Source organism: Kocuria sp. NPDC057446 (genome assembly GCF_042802875.1).
Lineage (GTDB): Bacteria > Actinomycetota > Actinomycetes > Actinomycetales > Micrococcaceae > Kocuria.
Genome location: NZ_JBHVDI010000036.1, coordinates 4,525 through 20,608 on the forward strand (window position 1 = coordinate 4,525; position 16,084 = coordinate 20,608).

Genomic DNA, 16,084 nt, shown 5'->3' on the forward strand with positions numbered 1-16,084 from the left:
ACGCAACCGATCCCCCAGACCGCGCCGGTAGGCCACCTGGCCGGCAACATTCTCAATACTCCCCGCGCGCGCGATCGCCTCCTCCACCCGACCCAGCTCCACCAGCGTCTCGGCCACCGCACGCGAGGACGCCTCCTCCTCAGGAACCAACCCGGTCACGGCCTCGTACTGGGCCAGCGCCTCCTCCACCCGACCCAGCTCACGCAACCGATCCCCCAGACCGCGCCGGTAGGCCACCTGGCCGGCAACATTCTCAATACTCCCCGCGCGCGCGATCGCCTCCTCCACCCGACCCAGCTCCACCAATCGCCTTGCTAACAGGGAGTGGGCCTCCACATAGCTAGGATCCGACGCGGTCGCCGCTTCATACTCCACCAGCGCTTCCTGTTTTCGGCCCAACAGCCACAAAGCGAGGCCCTTGTATCTATGTGATTTCGCATTATCGTTGTAGTGTAGTGATTGATTAAATGAGCCCAACGCATCGGTCAGTCGATTAAAGATTCCCCGTGTAAGGCCATGCAAAAGCCACGCACTAGAAGAATCCGGAAAATTTTTCACGATATCGTCCGCCACGTTGAATGCTTCCTGCCACCTACCTATTTTAAACAGTTCGTTCCCCTCGGCCACTTGCTGATCCAGCGACCTATCACCATCTTCTTGCATGATTTTTTCATTTTTTATGTTGACCATAATCCAACCACTTTTTGCTTGCCACACTAGTTCGGCATCAAAGAAGTTACGTGCACCGCTCCTTAGCGGATGTGGACGGCGGGCTGTGGCGATGGGTTTTTCACATCCAACACACGTTTTACACCCGTACTCGCCGTGCACTGCAGTTCCGTGCCCGTATCGTTAGGTACGTAGTCATGTTTCATGGGCGTCCGAGTATGCGGTAGGTTGCATCTCTCTCGATCTATCGTGACGTTGCAAGGCATCTCGACGCATGGCAGTTTATTAGATGTCAGCGCTGACTTCGGGGAAGACAAATGCAGTCCAAATCAGACGGATGTTAGCGACATTTACCAAACTTGGATATTTATTGACAGATACAAGGTAATCGGATCAAGCTCGCAGTTGCATGCAATTTATGTAGGTTATAGATGACCATAATCTTCTTCGTCTTCCCGCACCCCGCGCTATTGTCCTACCTGAAAATCTGACCGAAAAAACGCTTGTGCTTGCGCGGCGGTGACGAAAGTTAGATAACGGATCTGGATCGGCCCCTATTGGATGCGATCCTCTGTTTGCATCTCTGCAGTTTCAATCGACTGTGGGTGGCGTGGTTCGCCCGGGGCATAGAGCAGACGAATCCGGAGGAACGGGCATAAGCGGAGCAGACGTTCATCTTCTACGACGAGTAGGGTGACCGATAACATCTGCCCATTTGCGCTTTTCTCGACAACACCCTCCCCGGATAAATACGCGAAGGCGTGAACGTTGACACAGTGGTGGCCGAGCATGCCTTGACTGTGACTCGTAAGCGGCCAGATGGGCCAGCCGTCGGCACGAGGACGAGCATTGCTCTTCACCCCATCATCAGTGACCGGTGAACCCAGCGAGGGGAGTGTAGTACTGCTCATAGTGGTCGATCATGATCCGCCCTACGTCTGGCGAACTGGCTACGATCCACTGGCCTCAACTCACACTGACGCAGGGTCCGGCAACATGCGGCACGCCGTTGCTCGACGATGGTCCCAAGAGAAAGGCTGGGTCCGCGGCCACGTGACCACCAGTAACGGGACGGTCATGCGCCCGCGCCTACGGTGCACTCGAGGACGGCCGACCCGGGCCGGTGTAGCGGGACACCGCAAGAGGTGCCGGCGGAGCCTGCGGGTGCGGCCATGGGGCCAGGGGCAAGAGGTCGGCGGTGCGCCCACTCGGTGCCTGACGGAGGGAAAGGAGCGACCGGTGAGCACGAGCACCCCGCGTGAGGATCAGGGGCCCACGGCCGTGAGCCCGGGGAGGGCGCCGGCCAGCGGCAACGGCAGGACCGGAGAGAACGGCGAGCCTGCGGCTCTCCGGCCGACCAACCGCCCGTGGCGGGAGCAGGCCCTCACCCGGGGCGCGGAACTTAGAACGCTGCTCGACTGGTACCGCGCGAGCGAAGACCCCTCCCACAGAGACCTGAGCTGTCATCTCGACCAGGCGATCGAGCGTCATCTGGAGGAAGCAACCGAGGCGGCGAAAGGACTGTCCTGGTGGCGTCCCGTCCGCAACGTCACCACCATGGAGCGCGTCACGAGTAATCTCGATGCGGCCGAGGTCGCGCTGTTGCGCCGGGCGCCGAAGGAGTACCTGGGCGGTCAGATCAGCCACATCCTGGCGCACGTCCAGTTCCACCTGCGCAAGAACGACCCCCGCCGGCTGCGGGTCGAGAAGCTCGCTGCTCCGGCGGCGGAGGGCAGGCTGGACGAGTACGGCCGGCAGGCCATCATCCAGGCGGTCTGGGTGGCGAGCCTGGAGGCCCGCCGGGAGGTGGCGCGCGTGCAGACTTTCTGCGCCGTGCTGTACGCCACCGCCGTGGTCCTCACCCTGGCGGCCGCCGGTCTGGCGGTCTGGGGATGGCTCGAACCGGAGCACGTGCCGCTGTGCTTCTACCCGGACGACGGCCCCGTCTGTCCCACCGGCCCCGAGGAGAACTCGGTCGACATCGTCCTCGTCCAGTTCATAGGGCTGTTGTCCGGCGCGGTGTCCGGTGCCACCGGTCTGCGCCATCTCAACGGCCGGAGCACGCGCTTGGGCCTGCCGGTCGCCCTGTCCATCCTCAAGCTCCCCATGGGGGCCCTGACTGCCGTCCTCGGGCTGCTGCTGATGCGCGGCGCCTTCATTCCCGGCCTCAGCAACCTGGACACCCCTGCCCAGATCCTGGCGTGGGCAGTGGTGTTCGGAGCGTCCCAGCAGCTCGTGACCGGTTTCGTCGACCGCAAGGCCAGCGACGTGCTCAGCCAGGTCGCCGGGCAGAAGAACAAAGAGATCCAGTAGCGGCTGCGTCGTGGAGCCCGGGGCTGCCACGTACACTCCGGCTCGACGCTCACGGTGAAACACTTTCACCGAAACGACCAAGCGGCCGCGACCGTGCGGGGGCCGATCCGCAGCGACCGATTCACTGGCCTGTCTGTGATCGCTTGTGGAATACCCGAGGTGCTGTCCGGCGGGCTGCCAACTGATCGCGTCGGCTGGCCGCGACATCACGCATGACGTCCCCGTACCGAGGCATGTGGTCGCGAATGAATCGTGACAGTTCGAGGCGCATGACTTCCGCCTCCTCCGAATGTCCGAATTCGTCCTCGGCGTCGATCCTGCTGATGAGCTCCTCCGTCCGATTGATCTCGTCGTCGGTGAGGCCTGGGTGAACCCGCTTCAGGGCCTCCCGGTCACTTGGATGCAACGGTTCCATCGCGCACTTTTCCTATCGGAACACCTTGGCACGCAGCCGGTCCGAGAACCAGTCGTACGTGAGCCGGTCGAGCCGGCATTGCTGGAAGGTACCTCCAGGTGCGAGCCAGTAATTGTCCATGAGGTTGGGGCGGGCGGGGTCGCTCAGCTGTGGATGGTAGGAACGCCAAGTCGCGGCATACCCCAGGCCGTCGCGGGCGGCGTCACTGTTGTAGTCGGTCCCGTTGTAGGCGCCGAACACGCCGGGGACCGCATCACTCACGTTCACGCGCCACTTCTTGTTGACGATCAGGGCGCCTGGCGTGGGGCCTCCGTCCACGTACTGATCGAGCACCGCCCCCGTCGGCCATGCCGAGGCCGCATGACCGAACTCGTGGAGAGGCGTGAGGCCCGCTGTGTTGCTGAAGATGGACAGGGTGGCCACCCCGGGCTCGTCGTAGAAGTGCTGGTGTTCGAATCCGCCGGCGTCGTACGTGTAGGGCGTGGCCGGACCGCCGGTGTCGTCGGCAGTCAGCCGTGCCGAAGCTCTCGTGTGGGTGGTAGACCCTGCGACGGCGAAGGCGACGTCAGCGCGTTCCGAGAACCGGCCCAGGTAGTTCGAGAAGGCCCCCCTCCGGGGTCCGATCAGATTGGGGGGGTTGAGTTCGACGAGCGCATTGGTGGCGTTCGACTCGAAAAGCACCTCGTCGAAGACGGCTGTGAACCTCATGTACGAGTCCAGTTCGTCTCGGCGCAGAAGGTCCTCGGCTACGTTGAGCAGGTTTCCCAGTGCAAAAGCAACCATGTCGAAGAATGCCACACGGTCCGCCATAATCGGGTCAGGGCTGTATCGGTTGCGCTGTTCCAGCTCGAGCATGGGGTTGGCGATCACGGCGATCGTGTACGGATCCGGTTTTGGCGCACCGGGGTAGAGTACGCGGCACCGGACCGGCGGACCATCCACCACGGTGATCGGAACTGTGTCGGAGGTGAAGCCCGGTGCCCGGAGTCGCACGGTGGTGCGGCCAAGGGAAACGGACGCCGGCAACTCGGCGATCATGATCCAGTGCGGACGCACCAGGTCCGGGGTGACCACGGTGATGGTGAAGACGTCCTCGAAGACGACCTCCACGTCGGCCGGAATGGCAGAGCCCGAGATGGTGTAGGCGTCGTGCCGGACAGCATGTCCGATCGGGGAGATGTCGGAGCCGCCGATGGTGACGGCACCGATTTCCGCTGAATCCGCACTGTGCTCAATGCTCACCGAGAACCCGTAGCCCAGCGCATGGGCAAGAAGATGGGCAACACTGTGCTTCATGCCGAGCCGATGCTCGTCGTCCTCGCTCCCGAAGGTCATCCAGAAGAGCTCGGTATCAGTGGGGGCGGGACCGATCTCGACGCACACCGAGGTGCCCAGGTAGTGCAGTCGTTGGATCTGTCCTCTCGTCGTCGGCATGCTGCCTCCTCAGGACGGTTCGAACCTGATGCTGTCCACGGTACTGCTGTCGTCGCCGTGCGTAATCGTCACCTCTTGACGGGTCACATAAGCGCTTGTCAATGCGTCGACCATACTGCTCTTGAACGCACCTTCCGCGGCGGAGTCCGTACTCGACCGGACGATGGCGAACAGTTCCGTATTGGTCGGGTGGGGACCCATCCAGAAGCAGGCGAGCCCACCGGTCGTCGTCGGAATCACATTGATTCTCTGGATCAAACCCGCTGTTTCAGCCATGACAGCCTCCTCTAGCTACAGGGATTTTTCGATGATTCCCAGTTCGCGGGCCAGGTCGCTGACATAGCGGAGGTCGCCTCGCAGTCGGATGCCTCCGCTCAGGAACAGCGTCACGGCATCATGTTCACCCGAAAGCAGGGCTCTGACCTTGTCGGGCCGCCCGAGGATCTCGAACTGATGGACCCGCGGAGTTCCAGCCGTCGCAATCCGTGCCGATCCGGCCTGGCATTCCACTTGGTAATCTCCGCCGTCCTCGCCCAGCATCACCACTCCGATGGAGCCTGGTCGCAGCGATGCGCACCCGGCCAGACGCTCGGCGAGTCCAACCAGAACTCGCTGTGTCTTGATGCGCCCTTCATCCGCCATGTCTTTCTCCTGAGCCGATACCGGACAAGATAATCAGATTCTCCGCCGGTACGCGCCCCATGTCACGAGTGTGAGCCGATGTTCCGCTCTGGCGCTCCGGCCCTGCCACTGTCCGGGTCGCAGACCCGTCGATGCGCGAGCCGTTCCTGCCGGACAGGCCACGGTGCACAGCTGGTAGCTCGAACGCCGGTCGAGGCCACGACCACGACGTGCAGGGGGCCGGTCGTGGCGCGCCACCGCATGGTGCGGGCGAGCCGTCCCGGTAATGCCCGGATAACGCTCCCTGTCTACGCTCGGCCGTATCCACCGACCACCAGGAAATGAGTCGTGATGACCGACACCCCTGTGACCCCGAACGGTGACGAGCGGGACGAGAACGTTCCCCCGGACGGGACGGCCACGCCGGAGCGCACGAACCCGGAGCCGGAGGACGGCCCCTTCGAGCGGTCCCGCGATTTCCTGGAGGAGCGGTTGACGCCGTTGCAGCCGAAGTCGGCGAGGACCGGCGCCGCGCCCGCCTCCCTTCCCCCCGCGGCGCAGAAGGAGCCCCCGAGGACCGGCGGCGGGGCGCCCGGGACGGACGGGGCGCCGCGGACCGTCGACGACGACGAGGAGCCGTCTCCCCTGCCTGACCGGCGGCGGACGATCCGGGAGTACCGGCGGAGGCAGCAGCCGCCGGACGCGCCGCGGGCAGCCCCGGACGCGCCCCCGGCGAACAACTGGGTCCCCATCGGCCCCTCGGTCGTTCGGCAGGGCCAGGGCGGGGTGATGCCCGCGGTCAGCGGCCGCACCCCCGCGATCGCCCCGGTGGCCGGCGGGGACCGTGCCTATGTCGGTGCGGCCAACGGCGGCGTCTGGCGCACCGAGGACGGCGGCGCCTCGTGGCGGTCGCTGATGGACGCCTTCGACCTCGATCCCACGCACACCGGTTCCGACAGCCTCGCCGTGGGCGCGATCGCAGTGGTGCCAGGGGCGGACGCCGGTCAGGACCGCCTCTACGTCGGCTCGGGCGAGGGACAGGGCGGCGCCTACTTCGGTGTCGGCCCGCTCAGCTCCGTGGACGGCGGACTCAACTGGGTCACCGAGCCGGTGTCACCGGGAAGCGCCCCACTGGCCGGAAGCGCGTTCTACGCTCTGGCCGTCGATCCGGCCGACCCGGACCGTGTGATCGGCGCCACCCGGCAGGGCCTCTACCGCCGGGAACCCGACGGCGCCGACGGCTTCCACTGGGACCGGAAGGCGCCCCCGGGCCCGGGGTCCGTGCGCGCGACCAGCGTGGTCGTGGCCCGCTCCGGCGGCACGACCACGTTCTACGCCGCCTTCTGGTTCGGCCCGGTCTACTCCTCCACGGACGGGGACACCTGGGTCCGGGTCGGATCAGATCTCCCCGCCCCGGTCGGCCGGATCAGCCTCGCGGTGCGACCGGACGATCCCGGGGTTCTCTACGCGTTCACGGAGCACGGGCACGTCCACCGGCTCGACACCGCCGACGGGACCTGGCGGCAGGTGACCGGTCTGCCCGCCCCGGGTGATCTGGTCGGGGGCCAGGGCTGGTACGACCTCGCCGTCACGGTGGCCCCCGATGACGCCGACCGCATCTACCTGGGCGGCTCCACCGTTCTCTCGGGGGGAGACTGGTCGGGAGCGCTCTATAGCTGCGACGTCACGGTGGGCGCCTCGGGCCCGTCGGCGAGCGCCACCTATATCGGCAACTCCGTCCACGCGGACATCCACACCATCGTGTTCACCCCGGGAAGCACCACACAGCTGTGGGTGGGCTGCGACGGCGGCGTCTACCGCACCGACGATGCCGCGGGCACCGGAAATCTGTTCACATCGCTCAACCAGGGACTGCAGACCCTCACCCAGAACTTCCTCGGCCAGCACCCCGCGGAGGACGCCGTGGTCTTCGCCGGATCCCAGGACAACGGCGGCGAACGTTTCACCGGGGAGGAGGCGTGGCTCTACACCTCGGGCGGTGACAGCGGGTACTTCGTGGTCAACTGGAACGATCCCTACCGCGTGGCCGACACCTATGTCCGGAATCTGGTCCGGCGCAGCGAGACGGGCGGGCGCCGCTACAGCTACACGAACCGTCCCGTGCCCCTGAGCGCGGGAGAGGGCGTCCGCTTCTACGCACCGCTCGCGGGAACGCCGGCGAACCCTGCCGCGCCCGCGGAGGCCGAGGTCCTGGCCTTCGGCTCCGTGCGTCCCTGGATCAGCACCGATTTCGCGACCTCGTGGCGCTCGATCCCCGGCAACAGCCTGGCCTCGGACGCACTGGACGCGCAGATCCGGTGCCTGACCTTCGCCTCGGCGGACAAGCTGTACGCCGGCACGATGAGCGGCGGTGTCTACCGTCTCGACCGGTCCGGCACCGCCTGGACCCGGACCCGGCTGGACACCATGGGCGGCGCCGACGCCCTGCCCCTGGCCGGTGTGGTGACGTCCATCGCCGTCGACCCCGCGGACGCGACCGGCAACTCGATCTACCTCACGTTCGGCGGCAGCGGCGACCACCGCCACGTCTGGCACTTCGACGGCGCCCGGTGGCAGCCCCGCAGCGGACCGGCCGCCGGGGCCGGCGACGCACTCCTCGACGTGCAGCACAACGCTCTGGTGGTCGACCCCACGGACCCGCAGCACCTCTACGCCGGCGCGGACATCGGCATCTGGCGCTCCACCGACGGTGGGGCCAGCTGGCAGGTCTTCTCCGGCGGGCTCCCGGACGCGGCGGTGCTGGACCTGCAGCTGCATGCACCACGCCGGCTGCTCCGGGCCTCCACCCACGGCCGCGGGGTCTTCGAGCGCACCCTTGACAGTGCGCCCAAGCAGGGCGTCGAGCTCTACGTGCGCGACACCCAGCTGGACCAAGGCCGGTTCGCCACCGTCGACTTCCTGCCGGACCCGGTCCACCCGGGACAGACCGTGGCCCACTGGCGCGGGCCCGACATCAAGGTCGACACCCCCGATGTGAACGGCCGGTACCAGTTCCCGCCGGGCGCCGCGATCGACTTCCTCGACTTCGTCGACACGCTCAGCGACGACGCCCGCGCCGTGGCCACGCACGCGACCGCCACGATCACCACCCGGGTCTACGTGCAGGTGCACAACCGCGGCGTCGTCCCCGCGAACGATGTCCGCGTCATGTGTCTGCTGGCCAACGCCTCCGCCGGGCTGCCGCCGCTTCCGCCCGGCTACGCGACGAACGTGCAGAACGGGACCGACATCACCACCGCCGACTGGCAGACCCTGGGTGTGCTCACGCTGCACGACGTCCGTGTCGGCTTCCCCCGTATCGCCGCGTTCGACCTGACCTCGGATCGCCTACCCCCGCCCGCCGCGCTCGCCGGCAACCACCACTTCTGCGTCCTGGCGCTGCTGCACCACGCGGACGATCCCTACACGTCCGCGATCACCCACACCGACACGAACTCCCTGCGGGAGCGCAAGGCGGCGCACAAGAACCTTCTGGTGGTCCAGTTCACCGGAACCCTCCCCGATGCCCCGCCCGTGCCGGTCGCCTTCCGCGTCCACGGGACCGATCCGGAGCGGGAGACCATCGTGGATCTGGAGTTCGACCTCTCGGGCTATCCCGGACGGACAAGACTCTTCCTGCCGTCCCTGCGCACCACCGGCGCCCTCGAGGAGGCCGGCGACGGGCTGTCCTTCGGCGAGGACCTCGAGCAGTTCCGGGCGTGGGCCGCGGAGCACGCCGACCTCGTCGCCGAGAACCAGCAGAGCGAGCATCCGTACCGGCAGGACTGGGCGCAGCAGAGGATCCGTGACCTCCAGGCGGCGCTCGAGCACGGCGTCATGTTCGCCGCGGACGGGGGCAGCAGGGCGCGGCTGCGGGGGGTGGTCCTGCCGCCCGGCGCCGGGCACACCCTGTTCCTGCTCCTCGACCGTCCGGAGCGCGCCGGCGTGGGCCGGTCCTACGACCTGCGGATCGCGCAGCGGGACGCCGGCAGCGGGGAGGTCCTCGGCGGGCTGGACGTCCGGGCGCAGATCCAGCCCGGCTCCTGATGGAGACGGCCCCCACCGGCCCGCGAGCGGCCCCGGCCCTTCGAGCGACATGACACCCGAGATCCTGCTGCTGATCGTTGCGGGGACCGCCGCCGCCTGCACGCTGTCCGCCTCGGCCGGGCTCGGCGGTTCCCTGGTGCTGGTGCCCCTGCTGGCCCTCACCCTGGGCACCAAGGAGGGCGTGGCCCTGGCCGCGCTGCTGCTGGCGGCCAACAACCTCGTCAAGCTCTTCGCCTACCGGCGGTCCGTCCCCTGGCGCAAGTCCGTGGTGGTCCTCGTCCTGGTGGTGCTCGGCTCCGCGATCGGGGCCTGGCTGCTCGTGCTCGCCCCGGAGTCCTGGGTCAGCGCCGCCGTGGTCGTGAGCATCCTCGGCGCCCTGTTCGCCGAGCGGCTCCGACTCCCCAGAGTGCAGAAGGTCGGGATGCCCGTGCTCGCCCTGGCCTCCGGCGCCACCTCCGGGTTCTCCGGCACCTCCGGACCCCTGAAAGGGGTGGCGCTGCGGCTGCTGCGCCTGGACCGGGGACACCTGGTCGGCGCCGCGTCCGTGGTCTCCCTCGCCGGAGACGCCACCAAGGCGGGAATCTACGCCGAGGCAGGTCTGCTCAGCGCCCAGTCCCTGGTCCTGCTGGGCACCCTGTTCCCCGTCATGATCGCCAGCACGTTCCTCGGGCGCTACCTCAACGCGAAGGTCGGGGAGAAGGGGTACTCCGTGCTGTTCTGGGTGGTGATGGGCGGATATTCGCTGCGGCTCCTGGGCGTGGCCCCCTGAGGGCGTCCCGCAGCGTCGTGCTCGCAGCCGCCCATGCTCAGGCGAGGATCAGGACGAAGACGAGATTCTAGCCGAAGGGATCGCCGTTGGATGCCACCCACACGCGCTTGCTGCCCAGCAAGGCGTCCTTCGCGAGTTCGAACGCCCACTGTGGCCATGAGGACGAGTAACCGCCCCCGTCCTGCACATTGAACTGGACGGAGTGACTGCCGGACACGTTGTAACCGGCGAAAGCGATCGTGCCGACTGCCGTTTGGAATCCCGCCCGGACCGCGGCATCGACCATCTCGCTCGGCACACCGGGCACTGGAGGGCGGTCGGTCCGGAGATCGGTGGCCATCTGCTCGACCGCGCTCGACACATGAGGTTCCGGTGCTGAAGTCATGACTGCCTCTGTCCTCCGTGTCCCTGCACCTCCGCGAGGGACCGTCCCACCAATGGAGCATGGAAGGCGTTACTGCGGCGTTACGGATCGTCCAGGGCCCGGTGGCACGCGGTGAGTCGGAGCAGCCGGTCAGGATGTCTCCCTCCGGTCGACGGACGCGGGTTCTTCGCTGCAGGCCGGGTCGGCGACTTCCGCCGCGAGGGCCAGCAGCCCTGCGGAGACCTCCCGGATGACGTGCTCGGCCTCCGTCCACGGGGGCTGAAAGCTGTGCGCGCACTCGATCGTGAAGCCCAGCACCCGGGATCGCGCTGAGTCCTCGAAGTGCCGGCTGTAGGCGTAGTCGTCGCTGGCCCCCGAGGTGGGGTAGAGCCCGCCGAAGGCCGCCTCCACCGGGTAGACGTCGCCGCGCACCTGCCGGATCGCCTCGCTGATCACGGTCCCGAGCGCCACCTCCGCGTCGAGGTCCTCGGCCGGGATGTACTCCCCGTACTCGGTGTCGCCGGGGAGTCCGCGCAGCGCGTCGTAGTCCGGATTGCGGAAGTTCTGCTGCGGGTCCGTGCTCTGGTTGTCGTCGCTGCCCCAGTTGTGCAGGATCACGGGGACGTAGCTGTGCACGTCCACGTGCCACCGGATGTCCGGCCGGGTGTCCAGCAGGTGCACCACGTTGCGGGTCTCGGGCTCCGAGGCGGCCGAGGGCCCGCGGTAGACCTGCCGGGGGTCGCAGGGATTCGCGGAGGTCGCCACGTCGGCGTCAGGATGGAACTTCGCCGTGTGGTCCCACAGGAAGTCGAAGTTGCGGTTGACGTCCACCCCCGTGCAGATGCCGCCGTTCGGATGGGGACGCCGGTTCTTCCGCCACATCGGCTCCGCGGTCTGGCTGTGGTGCCGCCCGTCCGGATTCACGCACGCGTAGACGTAGAGGCTCGTGCCCTCCAGCACCTGCTTCACGCGGGCCGCGGTGATCTGGTGGTTGCCGTAGACCAGGCCCGTGCCGAGGGTGCCGGCCTCCAGCAGGTCGGCTGCCAGGGACACGAGCGCGTCCGGCGGCACCCATTCCCGGGCGTGGACGCCGCCCAGGAGCAGCACCCCGTCCCGGTCCGGGTCGGCCCCGATGCGGAGGCACCGGGTGCGCCGGCCCTCGTGGGTGGGGTGCGGCAGGTCGATGAGCTCCGTGAGCTCGGGGTACTCGGCGGCCAGGGACTGCAGGGCCGTCTCGATCTCGTCGACGTTGAGGTAGGCCATGGTGATCAGCGCTTCTCCCCCAGCCCCCGCACGGGGGCCAGCTCCGTGCCGCGGACGGTGGCCGAGCCGCGGGCGGCGTCACCGCCGCTGAACCGGTTGCCGGTACCGACCTCGGCCTGGCGCTCCCGGCCGACGGCGGTGGCGTTCTCCCGGACCTCCAGCCGCACCCGGCCGGCGGAGCGGGCGCTCCGGGCGGTCTCGAGCCGGTCCTCCGGCAGATAGGCGTCCACGACCCAGCCCTCGGATTCCCGCCGGGGGATCGCCCGGCAGCCCAGGTCCGCCGCGGTCTCCCTGGCGAAGTCCCGCAGGTCGGCCAGCTCTGGTCCGTGGATCTCGACGTGCATCAGCGGGGGCAGCTCGGACTCGTCGCTCATGACGCCCTCCGCACCGGCGAGGAGAGCAGCTGCTCCGCCGCCTGTACGGCCGCGGCCGCGTTGACCCGCCCGTAGCCGTAGTCGTCGTTGTGCCCGTCGGCGTCGTACTGGACGCCGCCGATCTTGTCCGCGGACTCCCGCATGATCGTCCGCAGCTGCTCGCGCGTGAGATCCAGGTTCGCGGACAGGGCCAGGGCCGCGCATCCGGCCGCGCACGGGGCCGCGAAGCTCGTGCCCGTCGACGGGTGGTAGCCGCCGTGGCCGTCGGTGCTCAGCACGTTCACGCCCGGCGCGATCAGCTCCACCTCCGAGCCCCGGGCCGCGTCGTGCTCCAGATCGTCGTGGGTGGAGCGGACCACAGCGATCACGTCCGGGTGGGAGACCACCTCGTCCTTGAGCACGTCCACGTTCCGCCCGTTGCTGGCCGCCCAGAACACCGCCATGCCCGCGCCGTCGCGGGCCTGCTCCGGGGCGAAGGACAGCGCCAGGTCCAGGGCGGTCGCCAGCTCCCAGTCGGCGCCGTTCGGGCCCAGGCTGCAGACCAGGATGTCCGCCCCGGAGCCGGGACCGGCGCCGTCGACCTCGAAGGACGGATCGGCGGCGTAGGCCACGGCCCGCGCCAGGGTCACCTGGTCGCCGATCGCGTCGGGCAGGCACGCGAGCAGCATCAGCTCGCACTCCGGGGCCGCACCGGAGCCGCCGAGGTCGTTGCCCTGGCGGGCGCCGACCATGCCGGCGCAGAACGTCCCGTGGTCGCCGGTCGGCATCCCGGCCGTACCCTGGACGAACTGCGGCCGCACGCGCGGGCCCGGGTCGGCGTCGATGAAGAAGCCGGAGGTCTCGCTCACCGCGCCCTGCAGGTCCTCGTGGTCGACCAGGAAGCCGTTGTCGATCACGGCCACGCGGACGCCGGCTCCTCGGGTGCGGTCCCAGGCGATCTCGGCAGAGACGTCGGCCCCGGACGTGCCCCCGGTCTGGCCGGTGTTCTTCCACTGCCATTGCTCCCCGTAACGGGGATCCATGGGCGCGGCCCGCCCAGGGATGTGCTCCTGGAAGCTGGGCTCGGCGATCTTGACCCTGGGGTCCTCGTGGAGCGCCACGGAGGCCTCCAGCGCGTCGGGGTACGTCGTGGCGTCCACCTCGAAGAGATTGGGGGCGAAACGCAGCCTGCTCACCAGGTCCAGGGCCAGCTCCGAGAGGACCTGCTCGGCCTCGGCCTCCTCGATGTCCTCCTGCAGCTGCACCACCAGACGGTGCGTGACGATGCCGAATTGCCCGCCCTGGCGGCGGACCAGCTTGCCGGCGTCCTGTGGAGGTCCCGCCGAGGTCCGTCCGTCCGCGCCCTGGGCTCTCTCGGCGTCAGGACTGACGAAGACCCAGCTGGCCTGGCGGAACGCGTCGTACGTGTCCTCCGGCAGTCCCAGGTCGGCGGCGTCGAGCCCCGGGTCGGACAATGCTCGGGCGTCGCCGCCGGAGAGCTTCACCGGAACGACGTCCTCGATCTCCTCCAGGGTCTTCCGTTCTCCGCGCTGATAGTAGGTCCGTTCCACTGCTTCCTCCTGCAGTCGTTCAACCGAGCGGAACCCTCGCGGGAGACGCCGTCACACGCCCCACCGTCGATGCCGCGCCGTCCTCGTGGTGACAGCCACCCAACCACTCCACTGTTATTCCGGCGTTACTGGGTTGCTCTGCGGCGTCAGGCGCCCCAGCGTGACGTTCCACTGCACCCAGTGGCGGGCTCCGGAGCAGGGGTGGGCCCCGCCTGCTCGGGTCCACCCCTGCTCGATGCACGTCCCCTGCCGCGCCCTACTCGGCGGCCGCCTCCGGGTCGTTCAGGTGGGCGATCTGGATGAGGTTGCCGCAGGTGTCGTCGAGCACCGCGGTGGTGACCGGGCCCATCGGTGTCGGCTCCTGCACGAAGCGCACCCCCAGTCCCGTGAGTCGCTCGTACTCGGCGTGGACGTCCTCCACGCCGAAGCTGTTGAACGGGATGCCGTCGGACACCAGGGCCTCCTTGAACGGATGGACCGCCGGGTGCTCGGAGGGCTCCAGCAGCAGCTGCACCCCGTCCGGGGCCTGCGGCGAGACGACGGTCAGCCACCGGTAGGGGCCGGTCGGCACGTCGACCTTGAGCTGGAAGCCGAGCGTGTCGGTGTAGAACTCCAGGGCTTTCTGCTGGTCGTCCACGAAGACGGAGGCGTAGGTGATGATCACGGCGTGTCCTTCGGCGGGGGCGGCAGGGAGTCCATCCACTGCCGCGCGTCGGTGAGCGGGGAGGTGTCCAGGTGGTGCACCGCGGTGCGCCCCTGGGCGGTGGTGGTCACCAGGCCGGCCTCGCGCAGCACGGCCAGGTGCTTGGTCACGGCCTGCCGGGTCATGGCCAGGCCGTGGTCGGTGCTGAGCCGCACGGTGAGCTCGAAGAGGCTCTGGCGATCCCGCGCGGCGAGCTCCTCGAGGAGGATCCGCCGCGCGGGATGGGCCAGGGCCCGGAACACGATGTCCACACACCCAGATCCGGCAACCCTTTGGTTGCCGATCAAGCTCTGATCGGATTCTGCTGATCACTGCGACACCTTCTCCAATGGCTTCCTCCGTGGTCCTCGTCCTCGACCTTGTCTGAGGGTTGGCGTCGTCCTGCCTCGGTAAGCGATGGGTGAACCGTCACGACGTGCAGGTCGTGGCGGCGCTCCAGCACACGGTCCGCTGGACGAACACGTCGACAGCGAAGGCGACGGACACGAACCTCACCTCCATTCTCACTCGGGTGACGTCGGCGACCCAGGCGGTTCTTCTGGGCGCAACTAATCGTGCAGGGCCTTTTATTGCCTTATGACAAGGGGGTTTGCCCGAGTAGTCATGCGGCAGTAACAGGCAGGGATGGAGGGTGGGGCCACAGGCAGCCCTCGAGGCGGGCGGCCAGGTTCGGACCTCGACCTCCAGCCGCCTCATCCGTTCCGCAGGGGCGACCGTTGGACAGGGCCCTCACCACTGAAGGAGTTCGTCATGCCTGAGCGCAACTACCCGGACCATCGCGTCACGGTTGCCCATTTCGCGGAGATGTCCCGGCGGCGTCTCATCACGGCCGGCTCGGCGCTGGCCGCAGCCGCAGTGGTGGGCACCGCTTCGCCAGTTGCAGGCGCAGTCCAAAGATCACCGAGGACGCAGGCGGCCGTAACCGGTCGGACGGACATTGCCCTGGTGCGTCAGCAACCAGGGTGGAACACGATTCCGGTGGCGGCAGCCGTGGGCAACGGCGCCTGGCAGGTCACCAACAGACCGGCACCGAACTTCATCGCCGACTGGGCCCCGACCCCAGGCGTCCGGGTCATCACCGGCGACTTCAACGGCAACGGCCGCACCGACATCGCCCTCGTCCGCCAGAGCCCCGGCTGGAACACCATCCCGATCGCCTTCTCCCAGCCTGACGGCAGCTGGAAGATCACCAACGGCGCCGCACCGAACTTCATCGCCGACTGGGCCCACCAACCCGGAGTTCGGGTCATCACCGGCGACTTCAACGGCAACGGCCGCACCGACATCGCTCTCGTCCGCCAGCAAGCTGGATGGAACACCATCCCCATCGCCTTCGCCCAGGGCAACGGCACCTGGCAGGTCACCAACAGACCGGCACCGAACTTCATCGCCGACTGGGCCCCAACCCCAGGAGTGCAAGTGGTGACCGGAGATTTCAACGGCAACGGCCGCACCGACATCGCCCTCGTCCGCCAGCAAGCTGGATGGAACACCATCCCCATCGCCTTCGCCCAGGGCAACGGCACCTGGCAGGTCACCAACAGACCGGCACCGAACTTCAT

General features: G+C 68.0%; 14 protein-coding genes. 4 read left to right on the forward strand and 10 right to left on the reverse strand.

All coding sequences use genetic code 11. The features are described from left to right. Window positions 1–831: tetratricopeptide repeat protein (locus ACFU0Y_RS06665; protein ID WP_380213671.1), on the reverse strand; the 831-nt coding region annotated here is incomplete at its 3' end. A gap of 1,077 nt (window positions 832–1,908) precedes the next feature. Between ACFU0Y_RS06665 and ACFU0Y_RS06670 the strand changes: the two genes are divergently transcribed. Next, a complete protein-coding gene (locus tag ACFU0Y_RS06670; RefSeq protein WP_380213672.1) occupies window positions 1,909–2,982 on the forward strand; it encodes a hypothetical protein in 1,074 nt (357 codons plus the stop codon). A 427-nt stretch (window positions 2,983–3,409) separates the two neighbouring features. Here ACFU0Y_RS06670 and ACFU0Y_RS06675 read toward each other — a convergent pair whose 3' ends face one another. Genes ACFU0Y_RS06675 through ACFU0Y_RS06685 form a run of 3 tightly spaced genes read right to left on the reverse strand, consistent with a single transcriptional unit; the run spans window position 3,410 to window position 5,473 of the window. Next, complete coding sequence (locus ACFU0Y_RS06675) at window positions 3,410–4,831, reverse strand: hypothetical protein (protein WP_380213673.1); 1,422 nt, start codon at window positions 4,829–4,831, stop codon at window positions 3,410–3,412. Between the two features lie 9 nt (window positions 4,832–4,840). Continuing rightward, the gene (locus ACFU0Y_RS06680) at window positions 4,841–5,107 is read right to left on the reverse strand and encodes a hypothetical protein (protein ID WP_380213674.1); all 267 of its coding nucleotides are present in this window, start codon (window positions 5,105–5,107) and stop codon (window positions 4,841–4,843) included. Window positions 5,108–5,122: 15 nt separating this feature from the next. Next, the gene (locus ACFU0Y_RS06685; protein WP_380213675.1) at window positions 5,123–5,473 is read right to left on the reverse strand and encodes a hypothetical protein; all 351 of its coding nucleotides are present in this window, start codon (window positions 5,471–5,473) and stop codon (window positions 5,123–5,125) included. Window positions 5,474–5,803: 330 nt separating this feature from the next. Between ACFU0Y_RS06685 and ACFU0Y_RS06690 the strand changes: the two genes are divergently transcribed. Beyond that, entirely contained in the window at window positions 5,804–9,499 is a 3,696-nt protein-coding gene (locus ACFU0Y_RS06690) for a WD40/YVTN/BNR-like repeat-containing protein (protein WP_380213676.1), read from the forward strand. 49 nt (window positions 9,500–9,548) lie between these two features. Beyond that, entirely contained in the window at window positions 9,549–10,268 is a 720-nt protein-coding gene (locus ACFU0Y_RS06695; RefSeq protein WP_380213677.1) for a sulfite exporter TauE/SafE family protein, read from the forward strand. Between the two features lie 67 nt (window positions 10,269–10,335). On the opposite strand, the gene ACFU0Y_RS06700 is transcribed toward ACFU0Y_RS06695, so the two are convergent. From ACFU0Y_RS06700 to ACFU0Y_RS06725, 6 genes are all read right to left on the reverse strand, one after another. Further along, window positions 10,336–10,653, reverse strand: a complete 318-nt coding sequence (locus tag ACFU0Y_RS06700; RefSeq protein WP_380213678.1) for a hypothetical protein — start codon at window positions 10,651–10,653, stop codon at window positions 10,336–10,338. Window positions 10,654–10,782: 129 nt separating this feature from the next. Then, on the reverse strand, window positions 10,783–11,895 hold the full coding sequence (locus ACFU0Y_RS06705; RefSeq protein ID WP_380213679.1) for a M14 family metallopeptidase: 1,113 nt from the start codon (window positions 11,893–11,895) through the stop codon (window positions 10,783–10,785). Between the two features lie 5 nt (window positions 11,896–11,900). After that, complete coding sequence (locus tag ACFU0Y_RS06710; RefSeq protein WP_380213680.1) at window positions 11,901–12,269, reverse strand: hypothetical protein; 369 nt, start codon at window positions 12,267–12,269, stop codon at window positions 11,901–11,903. After that, window positions 12,266–13,819, reverse strand: coding sequence for a S8 family serine peptidase (locus tag ACFU0Y_RS06715; protein ID WP_380213681.1), 1,554 nt, complete (start codon window positions 13,817–13,819; stop codon window positions 12,266–12,268). The genes ACFU0Y_RS06710 and ACFU0Y_RS06715 overlap by 4 nt, the downstream gene beginning before the upstream one ends. A gap of 256 nt (window positions 13,820–14,075) precedes the next feature. Then, window positions 14,076–14,483 (reverse strand): VOC family protein, encoded by a 408-nt coding sequence (locus tag ACFU0Y_RS06720; protein WP_380213682.1) that lies wholly within the window; start codon window positions 14,481–14,483, stop codon window positions 14,076–14,078. Next, a complete protein-coding gene (locus ACFU0Y_RS06725) occupies window positions 14,480–14,773 on the reverse strand; it encodes an ArsR/SmtB family transcription factor (RefSeq protein WP_380213683.1) in 294 nt (97 codons plus the stop codon). Before ACFU0Y_RS06725 ends, ACFU0Y_RS06720 begins: the two co-directional genes overlap by 4 nt. Window positions 14,774–15,272: 499 nt before the next feature. Between ACFU0Y_RS06725 and ACFU0Y_RS06730 the strand changes: the two genes are divergently transcribed. Beyond that, a partial coding sequence (locus ACFU0Y_RS06730) for an FG-GAP-like repeat-containing protein (protein ID WP_380213684.1) occupies window positions 15,273–16,084 on the forward strand: 812 nt, incomplete at its 3' end.

Coding starts and splice junctions, on each gene's coding strand:
- ACFU0Y_RS06705 (WP_380213679.1), bottom strand. CDS start 11,895: ATGGCCTACCTCAACGTCGACGAGATCGAGACGGCCCTGCAGTCCCTG.
- ACFU0Y_RS06685 (WP_380213675.1), bottom strand. CDS start 5,473: ATGGCGGATGAAGGGCGCATCAAGACACAGCGAGTTCTGGTTGGACTC.
- ACFU0Y_RS06695 (WP_380213677.1), top strand. CDS start 9,549: ATGACACCCGAGATCCTGCTGCTGATCGTTGCGGGGACCGCCGCCGCC.
- ACFU0Y_RS06710 (WP_380213680.1), bottom strand. CDS start 12,269: ATGAGCGACGAGTCCGAGCTGCCCCCGCTGATGCACGTCGAGATCCAC.
- ACFU0Y_RS06680 (WP_380213674.1), bottom strand. CDS start 5,107: ATGGCTGAAACAGCGGGTTTGATCCAGAGAATCAATGTGATTCCGACG.
- ACFU0Y_RS06675 (WP_380213673.1), bottom strand. CDS start 4,831: ATGCCGACGACGAGAGGACAGATCCAACGACTGCACTACCTGGGCACC.
- ACFU0Y_RS06690 (WP_380213676.1), top strand. CDS start 5,804: ATGACCGACACCCCTGTGACCCCGAACGGTGACGAGCGGGACGAGAAC.
- ACFU0Y_RS06700 (WP_380213678.1), bottom strand. CDS start 10,653: ATGACTTCAGCACCGGAACCTCATGTGTCGAGCGCGGTCGAGCAGATG.